The 17698-nt window shown below is 53.3% G+C and carries 15 protein-coding genes; 6 read left to right on the top strand and 9 right to left on the bottom strand.

Features of this window, described 5'->3' with window-relative positions:
- Window positions 1-191: 191 nt before the first annotated feature.
- From rstA to ydgH, 4 genes are all read right to left on the bottom strand, one after another.
- The gene (gene rstA / locus VGM55_RS20045; protein ID WP_154185981.1) at window positions 192-920 is read right to left on the bottom strand and encodes a two-component system response regulator RstA; all 729 of its coding nucleotides are present in this window, start codon (window positions 918-920) and stop codon (window positions 192-194) included.
- A gap of 77 nt (window positions 921-997) precedes the next feature.
- A complete protein-coding gene (gene folM / locus VGM55_RS20040; protein WP_331636441.1) occupies window positions 998-1708 on the bottom strand; it encodes a dihydromonapterin reductase in 711 nt (236 codons plus the stop codon).
- A 54-nt stretch (window positions 1709-1762) separates the two neighbouring features.
- Window positions 1763-3145, bottom strand: a complete 1383-nt coding sequence (locus VGM55_RS20035; protein WP_331636437.1) for an amino acid permease — start codon at window positions 3143-3145, stop codon at window positions 1763-1765.
- Window positions 3146-3332: 187 nt separating this feature from the next.
- Window positions 3333-4277 (bottom strand): DUF1471 family protein YdgH, encoded by a 945-nt coding sequence (gene ydgH, locus VGM55_RS20030; RefSeq protein WP_154185977.1) that lies wholly within the window; start codon window positions 4275-4277, stop codon window positions 3333-3335.
- A gap of 550 nt (window positions 4278-4827) precedes the next feature.
- Between ydgH and pntA the strand changes: the two genes are divergently transcribed.
- Together pntA and pntB are read left to right on the top strand one after the other, a co-directional pair.
- Entirely contained in the window at window positions 4828-6357 is a 1530-nt protein-coding gene (gene pntA, locus VGM55_RS20025) for a Re/Si-specific NAD(P)(+) transhydrogenase subunit alpha (protein WP_154186319.1), read from the top strand.
- A gap of 10 nt (window positions 6358-6367) precedes the next feature.
- Window positions 6368-7756: a Re/Si-specific NAD(P)(+) transhydrogenase subunit beta gene (pntB, locus tag VGM55_RS20020; RefSeq protein WP_154185975.1), complete on the top strand. Its 1389-nt coding sequence runs from the start codon at window positions 6368-6370 to the stop codon at window positions 7754-7756.
- A gap of 3 nt (window positions 7757-7759) precedes the next feature.
- Here pntB and VGM55_RS20015 read toward each other — a convergent pair whose 3' ends face one another.
- Window positions 7760-8683, bottom strand: a complete 924-nt coding sequence (locus VGM55_RS20015; protein ID WP_154185973.1) for a DMT family transporter — start codon at window positions 8681-8683, stop codon at window positions 7760-7762.
- A gap of 228 nt (window positions 8684-8911) precedes the next feature.
- Between VGM55_RS20015 and VGM55_RS20010 the strand changes: the two genes are divergently transcribed.
- Complete coding sequence (locus VGM55_RS20010) at window positions 8912-9826, top strand: LysR family transcriptional regulator (protein WP_331636435.1); 915 nt, start codon at window positions 8912-8914, stop codon at window positions 9824-9826.
- Window positions 9827-9885: 59 nt separating this feature from the next.
- Here VGM55_RS20010 and uspE read toward each other — a convergent pair whose 3' ends face one another.
- The 3 genes from uspE to ogt all read right to left on the bottom strand — a co-directional run bounded on the left by uspE (window position 9886) and on the right by ogt (window position 12437).
- Window positions 9886-10836, bottom strand: a complete 951-nt coding sequence (uspE, locus tag VGM55_RS20005; RefSeq protein WP_154185969.1) for a universal stress protein UspE — start codon at window positions 10834-10836, stop codon at window positions 9886-9888.
- A 135-nt stretch (window positions 10837-10971) separates the two neighbouring features.
- The gene (gene fnr, locus VGM55_RS20000; RefSeq protein ID WP_154185967.1) at window positions 10972-11724 is read right to left on the bottom strand and encodes a fumarate/nitrate reduction transcriptional regulator Fnr; all 753 of its coding nucleotides are present in this window, start codon (window positions 11722-11724) and stop codon (window positions 10972-10974) included.
- Window positions 11725-11921: 197 nt separating this feature from the next.
- Window positions 11922-12437, bottom strand: a complete 516-nt coding sequence (gene ogt / locus VGM55_RS19995) for a methylated-DNA--[protein]-cysteine S-methyltransferase (RefSeq protein WP_331636434.1) — start codon at window positions 12435-12437, stop codon at window positions 11922-11924.
- A gap of 439 nt (window positions 12438-12876) precedes the next feature.
- Between ogt and smrA the strand changes: the two genes are divergently transcribed.
- Window positions 12877-13440: a DNA endonuclease SmrA gene (gene smrA / locus VGM55_RS19990; RefSeq protein ID WP_331636433.1), complete on the top strand. Its 564-nt coding sequence runs from the start codon at window positions 12877-12879 to the stop codon at window positions 13438-13440.
- 32 nt (window positions 13441-13472) lie between these two features.
- Here smrA and pcaQ read toward each other — a convergent pair whose 3' ends face one another.
- Entirely contained in the window at window positions 13473-14396 is a 924-nt protein-coding gene (pcaQ, locus tag VGM55_RS19985) for a pca operon transcription factor PcaQ (RefSeq protein WP_154185964.1), read from the bottom strand.
- Window positions 14397-14777: 381 nt separating this feature from the next.
- Here pcaQ and hglS point away from each other — a divergent pair, with 381 nt between their 5' ends.
- Together hglS and VGM55_RS19975 are read left to right on the top strand one after the other, a co-directional pair.
- Window positions 14778-16121 carry a 2-oxoadipate dioxygenase/decarboxylase HglS gene (hglS, locus tag VGM55_RS19980; protein WP_331636440.1) on the top strand — a complete coding sequence of 448 codons (1344 nt, stop codon included), beginning with the start codon at window positions 14778-14780 and terminating at the stop codon, window positions 16119-16121.
- Window positions 16122-16162: 41 nt separating this feature from the next.
- Complete coding sequence (locus tag VGM55_RS19975) at window positions 16163-17665, top strand: carboxylesterase/lipase family protein (RefSeq protein ID WP_154185963.1); 1503 nt, start codon at window positions 16163-16165, stop codon at window positions 17663-17665.
- Window positions 17666-17698: the final 33 nt, after the last annotated feature.

Below are 17698 nucleotides of genomic sequence, written 5' to 3'. Positions count from 1 at the left end.
CGTTAGCGGAGAATGTCTTAAGACACTCCCCGCTAATTTTAAAGCAAACGGTGCTGAGCACCGTTCTTAATCACCTCGCCAAAACCTACCGAAATATGGTGTTGGTTTATTAGCGCTGATTTATGGGGATCCCTCAGCGCTTCTGCGGGTTTATTTATATTAGCCTCCGGCAAACAACCGAAGGCGTTTCATCAGGCTTCACTTTCCCAGGCGTGCGGGGCGAACAGATAACCCTTATTACGTACGGTTTTAATGCGGAAAGGCTCCGTGGCGTTGTCGAGCAGTTTTTTACGCAGACGAGAAATCGCGACATCAACGCTACGATCCATTCCGTCATAGGTTACGCCGCGCAGATTTTTCAGTAGCGCATCACGATCCATTATCTGGCCTGCGTGGGTGGCCAGCTCCCATAGCAGATCGAAATCGGCAGTGGACAGCACCACGTTGTCATCCCCCAGCGTGACCTGGCGGTTAAGCGGGTCGATGCAAAGCGTGCCGAAACGGATAGCTTTGTGGGGTTTTAGATTGCCGGCCGTGGTGTCAGCCGTTTGTTGGGCAGAAACTCGCTGGCGGAGGTGCAGACGAAGACGAGCCAGCAGGACCGCCGGCGGCGTCGTTTTCAGAATATAGTCATTAGCTCCCATCTCAAGCGACAGGATATGGTTCATGTCACTGTCCAGCGAGGTTAGCAGCACAATTGGGCCATCCCATTGTGGGCGTAAATCCCGGCACAATGTCATTCCGTCTTTCCCCGGAAGCATTATATCGAGCAGCACCAAATCTGGCTGCTGCTGCTGGATAACCGCTTCGGCGCGATCGCCGCGAGTTTCGACAATAACATCGATGTCGTGTTTCCCGAGATAGGCGGCAATCAGGCCTCCGACTTCCGGGTCGTCTTCCACGTAAACTATTTTGCTCATAACCTGCCGCGTCGGCTTATAAAAATTGAACATACAATGATGCAATAGATTACACCATTAATGGCGAGTAAACAGTTTTAGCGAAGGTGGCGGCCGCCATCTACTGCGTGACTTCTGCCGGTGACATAGCGGCTGGTCAGCAGATACTCAACCAGACGCACTATCTCTTGTTCACCCGGAGCGATTTTCATCAGCGATTTATTTAGCGAACGCTGACGATACTCTGCATTGTCCCCGTCGTTAAACATAATGAGCGCAGGCGCAATAGCGTTGACCTTGACTTCCGGTGCCAGCTTCAGCGCGAAGGATTGCGTCATATTTTCAAGCGCGGCTTTACTGGCGGCATAGGCAATATGCTTATCGCTGCCGCGTTCGGCGACATAATCGGTAAAGTGGATGATGTCGCTGCCTGCCTGGCCATGACCCCGCAGCAGGATTTCCAGCTCATGATTTAGTAAGTAAGGTGCAGCGACGTGAATCTGCATCATTGCGTGTAGCGTGTCGCTCAGTGCGGTATCCCGGCTCTCCGGCTGCCACTCGCTGGCATTATGAATGACGGCCCGCAGCGAAGGCGTGAGTGATTTCACGCGTTCAGCAAATTCAAGAATACCCTTATCGCTCGAAAAATCGGCATAAAGGCAGACCGCACCGGCTTGCTCAAGGGCGTCGATAGCACAGTGACGGGTACGGTAGCTGATAATTAATGGCTGTGACTGTGCGATAAAATGCTGTGCCAGCGCCAGGCCAATGCGTTTCCCGGCACCGGTGATAAGAATTGGACGGTTAATAGCGGTACTCCCCTAATCCTGCCGTAGAAAATAGCTGCCGGGGACGTCACTAAATTATCCCACCAGCATCCATGTTGCCGGAAATGCTGCCAGCAGCATCAGGCAAATAACGGTTCTTTCCTTTAAATTTAGCGATTTTTCGTGCGTATGGGTACGGCGCGCATAAATAAACACCAGCAATCCAGGAGCATACAGGACTACCGAAAGCAGCAGATGCATCGGGCCTGACGCATAAAGTAGCCACAGGCCGTAAAGACAGGCACCTACGCCAATGACTTTGTGCAGCGGACGGGTAGCAATTTTTAGCAGATAGGCGCCAACGAGGAAGTAGGGCACCAGAATCATTTCTGAAGCAATTGTCAGCAGCGTGTTGTAGTCAGACCCGGTAAGCCAGATAAGCACCAGGCACACCTGCACGCTGATATTCGTAAGCCAAAGGGAGGCCGACGGGGCATTGTTTTTATTCTGGCGAGCGAACATTTTGGGGAAGGCTTTATGGGTTGCCGCCAGCAGTGGAACTTCGGCCGCCATAATGGTCCAGCTCAGGTAAGCGCCACACACTGAAACAATTAACCCGGCGGCAATAATCACTTCGCCCCACGGTCCCATCATTTCGACCATCAGGCCGGCCATCGACGGATTACGCATTGCCGCAAGTTCCGGGCGAGCGACTACGCCAAGTGAAAGCAGCGTGACCAGCAGATACACGCCGAGAGCAGCAACCACCGCCAGCAACGTCGCTCTGCCAACATCTTTTTTATTACGTGCGCGGGCCGATACCACGACAGCACCTTCCACGCCGATAAATACCCACAGGGTAATCAACATGGTATTTTTCACCTGCTCCCAGACGGGAACGCCAAGCTTGATCCCGGTGAAATCGAGCGAGAAGGTCGGCAGGTTAAAGGCCATCGCAGCCAGTACGACGAACATGCCTAACGGCAGGAGCTTGGCAAGCGTCGCAACAAGATTGATGCTGGCCGCGGTTTGTACACCGCGCAGCACCAGCCAGTGCACCATCCATAGCAACAAAGATGCACCAACGATAGACTGCCAGGTGTTGCCGTCGCCAAAAAGGCGTAATGCCGGCGTGTCGGTAAAGAAACTGAGCGCCGAGAAGACAATCACCAGGTAAGACACGTTGGCTATCACGGCGCAGAGCCAGTAACCCCAGGCGGAGAAAAAGCCGATAAGTTCGCCAAAACCTTCGCGGGCATAAGTGAATATCCCGCCGTCCAGGTCCGGGCGTAGTCGGGTGAGCACCAGCATCGCCAGAGCTAATAATAGAATACCTACGCCGGTGATTGCCCAGCCGATCAGCAACGCCGCCGGACTCGCGATGCTTGCCATATTCTGCGGCAGGCTGAATACGCCGGCACCGAGCATGGAGCTTAATACCAGCGCGGTTAGCGCGGCGAGGCCAAGTTTCTTTTCCATAGGCATCCTGTTGAGGTAGGAAGGGATCCAGCATAATTATTTTGCTTTTACGCATATAAATGGAGGATCACGCTAAGGCGCGGGATTTTACGGAGTGTGAACACTGCTTGCAATGCGCTGTGCTGTAAAATGAACTGAATGCTAAAAAAAAGGGCAGCTTTCGCTGCCCTCAGGTAATGGGTGTATCTTATTTGAACAGGTCAGCGCTGATGGTGATGTTGCCACCACGCTCCTGCCACTGGCGGGTGATGTGGTAGAACTTCGCCCCTTTCTTGGCGGCGCGTTTCGCTACCTGGTAAGAGATTTCGGTCATGTTGCCGTAGTTGCCGGTAAACTGAACGTTATCAAATGGCACCATCTGCGCGGCGGTGATTTTATTCACCTCTTCAATTTTAGTACCGTCAGGAAGAGTGACAGTGTAACGTCCACCTTTAGAAGACTGTGTCTCGAAGAAACGGCCAACATCGCTGGATGGCGCTTCGGAAGAGGCAATGCCAGGGATCTCTACCTGCTTAGCGGCTTCACCACCTGCGGCTAGTGCGGCTTTGCCAGCTTCGGAGTTGGCTGGCAGTAAATCAGGGCTTTGAACCGCACGCTCTTTGGCATCGGCTTTATAGATAAATGCCGTGACGCGCTGGTTACCCCCCTGGTTTGCATCTACCTGGCGTACGATGAAGAAGGAGGCAGCACCTTTATCTCGCGCGGCTTTAGTGATGGCGTCGTTGACTTCAGGCTGGCTGCGATAAAAACCCTGAACGGTCACCGTATCAAAAGGTTCAAGCTTGAAGGCCTGATCTTTTGGCAGTTCAACGATACCGTTAATCACGCGATTTTTTACCGCGTCGGCTTTTGGCGCATCGGCTTTGTAGACATCAGCAACAACGCGGGCGTTGCCGCTTTCGCCGATGAAGTTGGTGTCCAGGACATAAAACGACGCAGCGCCCATGTCGTCCGCACGGCGAGAAACGGCAGTGACAGCATCGCCGATAGCATTAAAGCGGCCCGTGACGGTAATACGCTCGTACGGCTTAAGAGCAGCTGCTTGATCTGGAGTCAGTTCGGTCGCAGCCTGAGCGGACAGCGAAGTTACGGAAATAAGAGCTGACGCCAGAAGGGTGTTCTTGATATTCATAAAAATAATCCTTCGCCTTGCGCAAAATGAGTACTAGTACTGCGTTCTCTGGTAAAGACCGATTAGTCGCCGATTATGGCTTGAAATAACGTCCTTGTCTGCGCCATTTTTCACGCCTGGTGCCTTCTTGATGGCAGGCAACGACGTGAAACGTTATTAAGTTAAAAAAATAGCCATTTAATCAGTAAAACTGATAAAGCTTATGACTTGTTTGGTTAATGTATTGTTAAATGTTAGTTTTGCAGCGGCGTAGAATCATGCCTTACCGCTTCGCTTAAGCGTATTATCAGGCTTCGGTGCGTAAACAGAGATTAAAATGACTGTTTGAATGTGCGATAGCTAAATTTTTGCAATAAAAATACAAATACCAGGATGCGGATGTAGATCACAGTCTTTATTTTCAGTAGGTTATAAAAAGTTTGTTACAGATGTATTTTTTGTTGAAGTGGTAATGGAACAGATATCTGCCGGCAGAGTGCGGGCGGATGCTTGCGTCTGGCCATGGCAAGGTCTGGCAAACCATCATCAAAAACAGATTGAAGGGAATACTATGCGTATTGGTGTACCAAAAGAGCGGTTGACCAATGAATCCCGCGTGGCAGCCACACCGAAAACGGTAGAGCAGCTGATAAAACTGGGATTCACTGTCGCCATTGAAAGTGATGCCGGAAAACTGGCAAGTTTTGACGACGAAGCGTTTGAACGGGCGGGCGCAAGCATCACCGATGGCGCAGATGTCTGGCAGTCAGACATTATTCTTAAAGTGAACGCGCCGCTGGAAAACGAAATTGAGTTAGCCCGCGAAGGGTCTACGCTGGTTAGCTTTATTTGGCCTGCACAGAACCCTGAACTGCTTGAAAAACTGGCCGCACGTCATATCACCGTAATGGCGATGGACTCTGTACCGCGTATTTCACGCGCGCAGTCGTTGGACGCACTTAGCTCCATGGCGAACATCGCCGGTTATCGTGCCATTGTAGAAGCCGCGCATGAATTTGGCCGCTTCTTTACCGGGCAAATCACCGCCGCAGGGAAAGTACCGCCTGCCAAAGTAATGGTGATTGGTGCGGGCGTTGCGGGGCTTGCTGCCATCGGCGCGGCCAACAGCCTCGGTGCAATTGTGCGTGCGTTTGATACCCGCCCGGAAGTGAAAGAGCAGGTGCAAAGTATGGGCGCCGAATTCCTGGAGCTGGACTTCAAAGAAGAAGCGGGCAGCGGGGACGGCTACGCGAAGGTGATGTCAGAGGCCTTTATTGAAGCAGAAATGGCGCTGTTTGCAGCCCAGGCTAAAGAAGTGGACATCATCGTCACCACCGCGCTAATCCCGGGCAAACCAGCACCGAAGTTGATTACTCGTGAAATGGTGGATTCCATGCAGGCGGGGAGCGTTATCGTCGATCTCGCGGCGCAAAACGGCGGCAACTGCGAATACACCGTGGCAAACCAGGTCACCGTTACCCCGAACGGCGTGAAGATCATCGGCTATACCGATTTGCCGGGCCGCCTGCCGACGCAGTCTTCCCAGCTTTATGGCACCAACCTCGTTAACCTGCTCAAGCTGCTGTGCAAAGAAAAAGACGGCAACATTGCTGTCGATTTTGATGACGTCGTGGTGCGCGGCGTGACGGTGATTCGCGAGGGCGAAGTCACATGGCCTGCGCCTCCGATTCAGGTTTCCGCCCAGCCTCAGGCGAAGGCAAAACCTGCTGCAGAACCTGTGCCAGAGAAAAAGCCAACCTCACCGTGGTTTAAATACGGCCTGATGGCGCTGGCGATTATTCTGTTCGGCTGGTTTGCGAGCGTGGCGCCAAAAGAGTTCCTCGGCCACTTCACCGTGTTTGCTCTGGCCTGCGTAGTGGGTTACTACGTGGTCTGGAACGTTTCTCACGCGCTGCATACCCCGCTGATGTCGGTCACGAACGCTATTTCAGGGATCATCGTCGTCGGCGCGCTGCTGCAGATTGGTCACGGCGGCTGGGTCAGCTTCCTGAGCTTTATTGCGGTACTGATCGCCAGTATCAATATTTTTGGTGGTTTCACCGTCACTCAGCGCATGCTGAAAATGTTCCGGAAGAACTAAGGGGTAACACATGTCTGGAGGATTAGTTACAGCTGCATACATTGTTGCCGCGATCCTGTTTATTTTTAGCCTGGCTGGCCTGTCCAAACACGAAACCTCAAAGCAGGGCAACCTGTTCGGTATCGCGGGGATGGCGATTGCGCTGGTGGCGACCATTTTTGGCCCGGAAACCGGCAACGTGGTGTGGATTATCATCGCCATGGTTATCGGCGGGGCGATTGGTATTCACCTGGCGAAAAAGGTCGAAATGACCGAAATGCCTGAGCTGGTTGCCGTGCTGCACAGCTTTGTAGGCCTGGCGGCGGTGCTGGTGGGCTTTAACAGCTACCTGGATCACGGCCCGGGTCTTGAGCCTATCATGGAGAACATCCACTTAACGGAAGTCTTCATCGGGATCTTTATCGGGGCGGTCACCTTCACTGGGTCTATCGTGGCCTTCGGCAAGCTGCGCGGTAAAATTTCGTCTAAACCGCTGATGCTGCCGAACCGCCATAAGCTCAATCTGGCGGCGCTGGTGGTTTCCTTTGCGCTGTTGCTGGTATTCGTGCGTACTGAAAGCGTCGGCATGCAGGTGCTTGCGGTACTGATTATGACCGTTATCGCGCTGGCGTTTGGCTGGCATCTGGTGGCGTCCATCGGTGGGGCAGACATGCCGGTTGTGGTGTCGATGCTTAACTCCTACTCCGGCTGGGCGGCGGCGGCGGCGGGCTTTATGCTCAGCAATGACCTGCTTATCGTCACCGGTGCGCTGGTGGGCTCTTCCGGTGCCATTCTGTCTTACATCATGTGTAAAGCGATGAACCGCTCGTTTATCAGCGTTATTGCCGGTGGCTTTGGTACCGATGGTTCCTCTACCGGTGAAACGGAAGAGGCCGGTGAACACCGTGAAATCAGCGCTGAAGAAACCGCTGAGATGCTGAAAAACTCTACGTCGGTGATCATCACCCCGGGCTACGGTATGGCGGTGGCTCAGGCACAGTATCCGGTAGCGGAAATAACCGAGAAGCTGCGTGCTCGCGGGATCAAAGTACGCTTTGGTATTCACCCCGTTGCCGGTCGTCTGCCTGGCCACATGAACGTACTGCTGGCTGAAGCCCGTGTTCCGTACGATGTCGTGCTGGAAATGGACGAAATCAACGATGATTTCACCGATACCGACACCGTGTTAGTTATCGGGGCTAACGACACCGTTAACCCGGCAGCACAGGACGATCCTCGCAGCCCGATCGCGGGCATGCCGGTACTGGAAGTGTGGAAAGCGCAGAACGTCATTGTGTTTAAGCGCTCAATGAACACTGGCTACGCAGGCGTTCAGAACCCGCTGTTCTTTAAAGAGAACACCCAGATGCTGTTTGGCGATGCCAAGGCAACCGTTGAAGCGATTCTGAAAGCGCTATAAGCGTCAGCTGTTTTGCGAAAGCCGTCCGAGAGGGCGGCTTTTTTTTGCCGCAGCCGAGCAAAGCGTTATTCCTGCGGTGATGAACAATGCGCTGACCAGATGAAACGCGTGCAGCGGAACATTCAGAAACAGAATGCTAAATGCGCCGCCGCTCAGTGGGATCAGGTGTGAGTAAATCTCACCGCGTGTGGCACCAATCGCCAAAATACCTTTGTTCCACAGCAGATAAGCCAGCCAGGAAGGGAAAATAACCAGGTAGGCCAGCCCGGATAAAAAACCGGCATTCAGGTAGTGTCCTGCGGGCGGCAGCGGTTGGTATAAAAGCGTGAACGCAAGCAATGGTATAAGCGCCAGTGCCCCGATTCCGGCGCTGACGGCAACGAAGGCATTACCGCCAATTGTTTTGGGCTTAGTCCGCAAAAATGCACAATAAAGCGCCCAGCTTGCCGCGGAACCCATTGTCCACGCATCCCCTTTATTCAGATTCTTCAGCGTTTCAAGATGCAGAAGATCTCCCTGCATCACCAGATACATCACGCCAAGGGAACTCAATAAGACGCCCGCTATGTTGCGGCGGGAAATGACTTCTTTGAATACCAGCTTATTGATGAGCAGAACGAGCGCAGGGGTAGTCGACAAATAAATGGCGGCGTTGAGGGACGAGGTGTATTGCAGCCCTATATATAAGGTCACCGGAAACAGCACCTGGCCGCATAGCGCCAGAAAAAATACCGTTCCTTTAGCCTTTAGCATCTCCGGCCACTGCTTTTTAACCTGTGAGGCGTAAAGCCCCATAAGCAGAACAGCGGTAAGCAGCCAGCGGGCTTCTGAGAGGACAATAGGGTCGGCCTGAGCCACCAGGATATGACCCACAACATAGTTACCTCCCCAGAACAGAGCGGCGAGGCTGAGCAGTAAATACGGCATAGCTTGATTTCCATAATGTCATGCGGGCAATCGTTATTCAGTCTGGTATCGCTTTTATCTATGAAGATGATGATCCATACTGCCAGCATGAAAGGTTGATGAGATGGTAAGCGCATAACGGCTCAACCTTTAGAGGGTTAGTCGCTTTGCTGTTGATGGGAAAATGATAAGTGCGTGGTCAATGCAAAGCTAATTCATCCTTTTTATTTAAAGGTATCGTTTTTATCTATGAAGTTTACTCTGCGGCAACTTGAATTTTTCATCGCGTTAGCACAGACGAAACAGATCTCTAAAGCGGCGTCACGCTGCCATATTTCGCAGTCATCAATGACGGTTGCTATGCGTAATCTGGAAGAGGCGCTGAATAGTCAGCTTTTTTTGCGTCAGCCCAAAGGCATCCAGCTTACGGCGGGCGGTGAGCGTTTTTTACTTCATGCACAGAAAATTATTAGCGACAGCCAGCATGCGATAGAAGACTTGCAGTACCAGCCTGAACTGACGCGCGGCGAGATAACTATCGGCATTGCTAAAACGCTTTCCGCCTACCTGCTGCCGGCAATCATTAGCGAGGTCGAGCAGCACTTCCCGCTGATGACCCTTCGCTTTGTTGAAGGCGATCCTGCGGAGCTTATCGAACGGCTTCATCATAAGACGCTGGCATTTGCCCTGGTGCTTACGTCGAATATCAGCCACGATTCCGGCCTGGAAATTGAAACTTTTATTCGCTCCCAGCGCCGACTGTGGGTGTCACAGGGGCATCCGTTGCTCAACCTGCCCGCGGTGAAACTGGCTGATATTGCAAATGTCGCTTTTATCATGCTGGATACCGATAAATACCCGGACGTTATTTGCGAGCACTGGCAGGCGAAAGGGGGGCGGCCGAATATCATCTTTACCACCACTTCTTTTGAAGCCGTGCGCAGCCTGGTGGCAAAAGGAAAGGGCGTCACTATTTTATCCGATCTGGTTTATCGCCCCTGGTCGCTGGAGGGGCTACGCGTCATGAGAAAGACGATCGAAGATAGTTCGACCTATATGGATGTCGGCGCTGTCGCGCTGAAGGGGAAACCGCTGGCGGAGAGTGACAGGATGGTGCTTGATTATCTGCGGGGTATCATCATTCGTCTTGATGACCATGCCTGATGGGCTAAAAAAATCCCGCCGGAAATTCAGCGGGATTTTTACTGGTATTCTCAACGCCGTCAGTCGTCTTCCGGGTCATCCAGCTCAACCGGGGTCTGGTAGTCATCCGGTTTTATGACCAGTAAGTCGCAGCGCAGATGGTCAATGACCTGTTCCGCCGTGTTCCCGAGGAAAGCGGCGGACAGCCCGGTGCGCCCGACCGTGCCCAGCACCACAATCCCGGCCTGCAGATGCTCAGCCATGTCCGGGATCACCTCTTCAGGCAGGCCTTTTTCAACGTGAGTCATCTTTTCGTCAATCGCGTATTTTTGACGCAGCGCCTTCATGGCGACAAGGTGTTGACCGCGAATTGCGTCGTTATACACGCTGGGATCAAAGTCAGGGAGTTCAATCGCGATGTTGATAGGCGTAACCGGGTAGGCGCCGATTAAGTGAACTTCAGTATGGTTAACGTCATCGGCCAGTTTCAGCGTCTCTTTCACCAATTTTTCATTCAGTGCGTTATGGTACAGCTCTTCGCTGGCGAGGTTCACCGCCACCAGCGCCTTGCCCCCTTCAGGCCAGGGCTGATCTTTTACCATCCATACCGGGCAAGGGCATTTACGCAGAAGATGCCAGTCAGTAGGGGTAAAGATAACTGCTTCAAGCTTGTCGTGCTGGTGGGCCATTTTGAGCAGCAGATCGTGCCCGCCGGCGATAACTTCCTGAATGATGGCTTCAAACGGACGGTTATGCCACACCACTTTGATATCAATAGGAATGCCGGCTTCGATATAATAATGCGCCTGCTGTTTAATCCAGGCCGTACGCTGGCTGATAACCCCTTTGCGCATGGCGGTGCGTTCATCAGGCGACAGAAGCGTGGTCATTTCGTAGGAAAAGTCATAGATAGGCAGGAAGGCTTTGATTCTGCCGCCAATCCGTTGATGCAAATAAACAGCACGCCGCAGGGCAGGTTGATCGTCCTGGTTAGGGTCAATTGCGACAAGCATGTTTTGGTAGTTTGCCATACAGGTCTCCTTACAACTGCTTAACCACAGTCTGTGAAGTAAGATTAACCCATAAGAAAGGAATGAAACAGGTGGATAGTCCTTGCCGGATCAATTAAACAGAGAAAAGACGACCCGGCAAAGGGGAGGCGGTTATCAGGCGACGTTACGTGACTGGCCCGCCAGGTCTGACAACAGGTCGATGTTCTCGATGGTGATGTACTTGCCTTTCACCGCCAGCATACCGCTTTTCTGGAAGCGGCCCAGCAGACGGCTGATGGTTTCCACCGTCAGGCCAAGATAGTTACCGATATCGCCACGCGTCATGGTCAGGCGGAACTCGCGAGGTGAGAAGCCACGCTGCGCAAAGCGACGGGAAAGATTGTAGATAAACGCGGCAAGGCGCTCTTCGGCATTCTTTTTCGACAGCAGCAGGATCATGTCCTGATCGCCTTTAATTTCGCCGCTCATCAGGCGCATCATCTGCTGGCGCAGGCTTGGCATTTTGCCGGACAGATCGTCAAGGGTTTCAAACGGGATTTCACACACCATCGAGGTTTCCAGCGCCTGAGCGAAACTCGGGTGATGGCCAGAACCGATGGCGTCAAAACCTACCAGATCGCCCGCCAGGTGGAAACCGGTGATTTGCTCATCGCCTTGTTCGGTAATGGTATAGCTTTTGATCGTTCCTGAACGAATAGCGTACAGCGATTTCAGTTCATCACCCGCTTTAAACAGGGTCTGTCCCTTTTGAATCGGTTTTTTACGCTCGATGATATTATCAAGCTGATCGAGTTCATGCTCATTAAGCGTGAAGGGGATGCATAATTGGCTAATGCTGCAATCCTGGCAATGGATAGCACAACCGCCAGACTGAATTCGTCGAATAATACGCTTTTCAGGGATCATAGATATGCTCGGACCGTAATTGATATTGGTCAATTTTAACATCTTTTTTGCGATCAGGTAAGTCTGGCAGAGCGCTATTCAGGCAATAATAAAGGCAGGGAACCAAAAATTAGTCCTCATCTCGTTGAATTCACTGAAACATTAAAGTGCAGCCTCTCTATTCTGGAATAAATAGCCGCACTTTTGGCACCATTTGGTTACAGTAATAAATAACCTTCATGACGTAGCAGCCACTCTTTCCGCGCCACGCCGCCCGCGTAGCCGGTCATCGTCCCGTTACGGCCGATAACGCGATGGCAAGGCACCACGATACTGACCGGGTTTGAGCCGTTAGCGGCGCCGACAGCGCGTGCCGCTCCGGCCCGGCCCAGCTGCTCCGCAAGCTGCCCGTAATGCATCACTCGCCCGCAGGGAATATCACGCAGCGCCTGCCAAACCTGACGCTGGAAATCCGTGCCTGCGGTGGCCGTAGGCAGAGCATCAATTACCGCCAGGTCGCCCGCAAAATAATCGCGTAGCTTATCGCTAAGTCCATTCGGGTTTCGGCTGCTAACGCGTTGAAATCCCTGTGCACCATAGTGAATGTTTAACAGTTGCTCCATGCGGTCGCTATGCTCTTCCCACTCCACGGCCCGCAGCCTGAACTGCTCATCGCACAGGATCCACAGTGGCCCGACGGGGGTGTCAATTTTATCTTCCAGTATTATCAGCACGGTATACTCCGTTTCTGGCTGGCACGAGCGGGTGCCCGGCCAATTCGCAGGCCGAAAAGATAGCATGTACTCAACGATGCCAGCCAGACCTCAAAAGGATTAGCGTAACGAGTGAATACGCTACCCGCAGAATGAGAAAGAATAAAAACCAGTGAGGGTGAAAGGAGGACGTTGCCTCGCGTGTTCATCACCCGAAATACGTCCAACGTTGCGGTCTTATTGGCGCGTCGATTATTTTTCTGCACTGGATAAAATTAATCACCATTATGTTTATTTATTTCACGTTTTTTTAACGCAAATGCAAAATATTTATTTTTAATTTAAAAGATAACGGCTAAATAATTAGCCATTATCTCCTGAAGGATGTCTCAGATCGCTTCCGTTGAGCGCCGGGCAGGGCGGGGTTATAGTAGCCGCAGATAACTCAGGAGGATTGACCGTGAACCTTGACGACAAATCGCTGTTTCTTGACGCCATGGAGGATGTCAAGCCGCTCAAAAATTGCGCAGACAGCCAATGGATCAAACCTCAAAAAGAGAACATGGTCACCAGGCCGGACACCACCCAGCTCGACAATTTTCTCACCACTGATTTTTTAGAGATTATCCCCATGGACACGCCGCTTGAGTACAAGCGTGAAGGGGTACAAACCGGGGTGCTGGACAAGCTCAGGCTGGGAAAATACAGCCAGCAGGCGAGTCTGAACCTCATCCGCCAGCCGGTTGAACGGTGCCGGCAGATGCTGTTTGCTTACATTTTGCAGGCGAAGCAGGATGGCCTGCGCAATCTGCTGATCGTTCACGGCAAAGGGCGGGAAGATAAGTCCCATGCCAACGTTGTGCGTAGCTTCCTTGCCCACTGGCTGGCAGAGTTTGAAGAGGTACAGGCTTTCTGTGTGGCGATGCCGCACCACGGCGGCAGCGGAGCCTGCTATGTGGCGCTAAAGAAATCGGACCAGGCCAAACTGGAAACATGGGAAAAGCACGCCAAACGCAGTCGTTAAGCGTGTCGCCGCGATCATCGCGGCGACAGAATTTACACCGGCATAGATTTTCGAATGGAAGACAGCAAAATTTGTGCTGCCGTGGAAAGTGGTTTATCCACGCGAGTCAGTATGCCGATAGGCTCTCCGGCACCAGGGATCGGAATAGGCAGTGCGGTCAGCGTGCCCTGACGCAAATCATCCTTCACCGCGCCCGATGGCACAAACCAGACGTAGTTATATTCCACGGTAAGCTGGCGCGACAGCGATGCAGAAAGCGTTTCAATGCAGGTCGACGGGAGCTTACATCCCTGAGCGGCCAGCAGTGATTCGGCGTTGTCGCGGGGAACCGTTCCCTGTGGCGAGACAACCGCAGGCCATTCCATCACCCGGCTCAGGGTAATATTTTCATGCAGCAGGGGATGATTAGGCCGTACCACCAGCTTGAGGGATTCCAGGAATAACAGCTCATAATTCAGGCCGGTCATCAGCTCCGGGTCAGACATGCGCCCAATCCCCAGATCCAGCTCGCCAGACTTCAGCCCCGCCAGCAGCATGGTGTTGTTCATGGTACCAACCTGAAGCGTAACGTCGCTCTGCTGCTTATGAAACTCTCCGATGACCGCCGGTAAAATACCCAGCGCCGCCGTGGGAAGCGCGCCAATGCGCACCACGTCGGAAGCCTGATCTTCTTTGCGAGTAAACGACTGCCCGGCATGATTCAGGGCATCAAGCACTTTGACTGCATGGGTCAAAAACTGCTCGCCCGTCAGGGTTAGCTGGGCGCCAAGCCGCCCACGCTCGAACAGACGGGTACCGGTTAGCTGCTCCAGCTCATTTAGGGTTTTGGAGAGGGCCGGCTGGCTCAGGTTAAGGGTTTCAGCCGCGCGACCCAGTGTTCCCTGCTGAGCGACGGCTACGAAAGTATGTAAATGGCGCAAGCGAATGCGCTGACTGAAAAGACCATTTTTTTCCATAACCTGATGTTAAAAACAGTCCGGCTACGCTGACAAGCCTGGTTGTTTGATTTTGATAACCTGATTGCAAAATATCGTTAACATTTTTCTATGGGTAGCAACATAAGCAATTTAAATCAGGCAAGATTTTGTCTGCGAATGCGGCGCTAATTCGCTGAAAAGTGATGCCAGTCAACAGATTTCAATGCCGCCAGTATAAGTTGATTTTTTGTTAATTTATACTGTGATTGATAGCCATTCCTCATAACATCGCGTTATGTAATGTGCTGAAAAAAATTACTTTTTAGGCGCTGCAAAGCGGATCACAAAATGGAAATTCTTCCTGATGAGCGATCGACCAGCTTCTACGCTTTCAGCATTATCCACTGGAGGCATGACATCATGGCGAACACCCTCACGGCTGACGAGATTCGGGACAAGTTTTCGCAAGCTATGTCGGCGATGTACCAGCAAGAAGTGCCGCAGTACGGCACGTTATTAGAACTTGTAGCCGATGTGAACCTGGCGGTGCTGGAGCATAACCCTGAGCTGCACCAGCAGTTAGAAAATGCTGACGAACTGGCAAGGTTAAACGTTGAGCGCCACGGTGCGATTCGCGTGGGCAAGGCTGAAGAGCTTGCGGTGTTAAAACGGATATTCCAGGTGATGGGAATGCACCCGGTGGGCTATTATGATTTATCCCAGGCCGGCGTACCGGTGCATTCTACCGCCTTCCGCCCGATTGACGATCGGGCGCTGGCGCGTAACCCCTTCCGCGTATTTACTTCCCTGCTGCGTCTTGAGTTGATTGACAACCCACAGCTGAGGGCGCGTGCTGCCGGCATTCTGGATAAACGGGACATCTTCACCCCCCGCTGCCGTGAGATGCTGGATCTCCATGACCAACAGGGCGGTTTTAGCGAGGCGGAGGCTAACGCCTTTGTTGCCGAGGCGCTGGAAACCTTCCGCTGGCATCAGCATGCCACGGTTGACGCCGACACCTATCGTGCTCTGCACGACGAACATCGCCTGATCGCCGACGTGGTTTGTTTCCGCGGCTGCCATATCAACCATCTTACGCCACGCACGCTCGATATCGACCGCGTTCAATCGCTCATGCCGGAGCGGGGCATTACGCCGAAAGCAATTATCGAAGGTCCACCGCGTCGTGAACGGCCTATTTTGCTACGCCAGACCAGCTTTAAAGCACTGGAGGAGCCTATTCTGTTTGCCGGGGAGCACCATGGGACGCACACCGCGCGTTTTGGTGAAATTGAGCAGCGTGGCGTGGCGCTGACGCCTAAAGGCCGTGCGCTCTACGACGAGCTGCTACTGGAAGCGGGTAACGGCACTGACAATCTCAGCCATCAGCAGCACCTGCAGGACGTGTTCAGCCGTTTTCCGGACAGCGATGCGCTGCTGCGCCGCCAGGGGCTGGCCTATTTTCGCTACCGTCTGACGCCGGTTGGTGATATGCATCGCCTGTCCATTAAGCCTGGCGACGATCCACAGCTCCTCATTGAACGCGGGTGGCTCGTCGCGCAGCCTATTATCTATGAGGATTTTCTGCCGGTTAGCGCGGCGGGTATCTTCCAGTCGAACCTGGGCTGCGAAGGCGGGCATCGGCAACACGGCCATTCCAGCCGCCTCGAGTTCGAAAAGGCGCTTGGCGCAACGGTTGCCGATGAGTTTAGCCTCTATCAGCAGGCGGAGGATCGCAGCAAACGCCGTTGCGGATTACTGTAAACGCGTTACTCTGCTGGGATGTCAGTCACAAGGAACAGCTGATGGAACACGTTGTTAACGTTGCTCAGGGTCAACTGAGCGGCGTCCTGCAGGGGGATATTGCGGTGTATCGCGGTATTCCCTTTGCCGCCCCCCCAACCGGAAATCTGCGCTGGCGAGCGCCTCAGCCACCGGAACACTGGCAAGGGATACGTGCGGCAGAGACTTTCTCCCCGGCCTGTTGGCAAAGCCTGGAATACTGTAAGGCCGTCGGCGGCGGCGATCCCGGTCAGTTCTCGGAAGATTGCCTGTATCTTAATATCTGGACACCCACCCGGCGAGATGACAAACCGCTACCCGTTATGGTCTGGCTGCACGGCGGCGGTTACACCATCGGCGCAGGTTCTTTGCCTCCTTATGATGGTGCGGCATTTGCTGCCCGAGGCGTGGTGTTGGTCACGGTGAACTACCGCCTGGGGCACCTTGGCTTCTTTGCTCACCCGTCGCTGGATGCTGAAAACCCGGATGGCCCGGTGCATAACTTCGCCTTACTCGATCAGATTGCAGCCCTAAATTGGATTCAGGAAAACATCGCCGCTTTTGGCGGGGATACCGCTAATGTCACATTGTTTGGCGAATCAGCAGGCGCGCGTAGCGTCCTTTCTCTTCTGGCTTCGCCGCTCGCCAGCGGACTTTTTCACAAGGGCATTATACAAAGCGCCTATACGTTGCCGGACATGGATCGCCGTAAGGCCTTAAAACGCGGGGTGGCAGTCGCCAGCCATTTTGGTCTACAAAATGCGAGCGCTGATGAGTTGCGCGCGCTCCCCGCCAATGCGCTTTGGGCGCTGGAGGCCCCCCTTAATATCGGCCCGACGCCCATCAGCGGCGATATTGTCCTGCCGGAGCCGATGCTGGACACCTTCTTTACCGGGCGACAGCACCGTATGCCGCTTATGGTCGGCAGCAACAGCGATGAAGCGAGCGTACTGAGCTATTTCGGAATTGACCCCGCCGGACAGGTTGCGCTGCTGCGCCGGGAAAGGCGTTTTGGCCTTGGGCTTATCAAGCTGTTATATCCCGGCGTCAAAGGGGATGGCGAGCTGGGGCGTCAGGTGTGCCGTGATATGGCCTTCACAACGCTGGGATTTGTTGTGATGCAGGCGCAGCAGCGGGTCGGCCAGCCCTGCTGGCGGTACTATTTTGACTATGTGGCGGAGGCCGAGCGTGAAACTTATGCCAATGGCACCTGGCACGGCAACGAAGTGGCTTACGTCTTTAACACGTTACCGCTAACTCCGCCGGCCAGGGAATATGTGAATGAGCGGGATCTTCAGTTCGCTGCTCAGGTAGGTGATTACTGGGTGAGCTTCGCCCGCAGCGCCGGGGCACAGAGCAAAGCGCTACCGGGACCGTTAAGCTGGCCTGCCTGTATCAAAGGGCGGGATCGTACTCTGCGTTTGGGGGTTCACCTGCGTGCGAAGTTTAAGGTAGAAAACCGCTTTATGCGCATGCGAATGCAGCTGTTTAAACGGGTCATGAAACACCACGTTACCCTGGGGTAATGTTTTATGAAAAAGCGCAGGCCGGGTGAACCG

The organism is Cedecea sp. (genome assembly GCF_036500665.1).
Lineage (GTDB): Bacteria > Pseudomonadota > Gammaproteobacteria > Enterobacterales > Enterobacteriaceae > Cedecea.
This window is presented reverse-complemented; position numbering and strand designations above follow the sequence as displayed.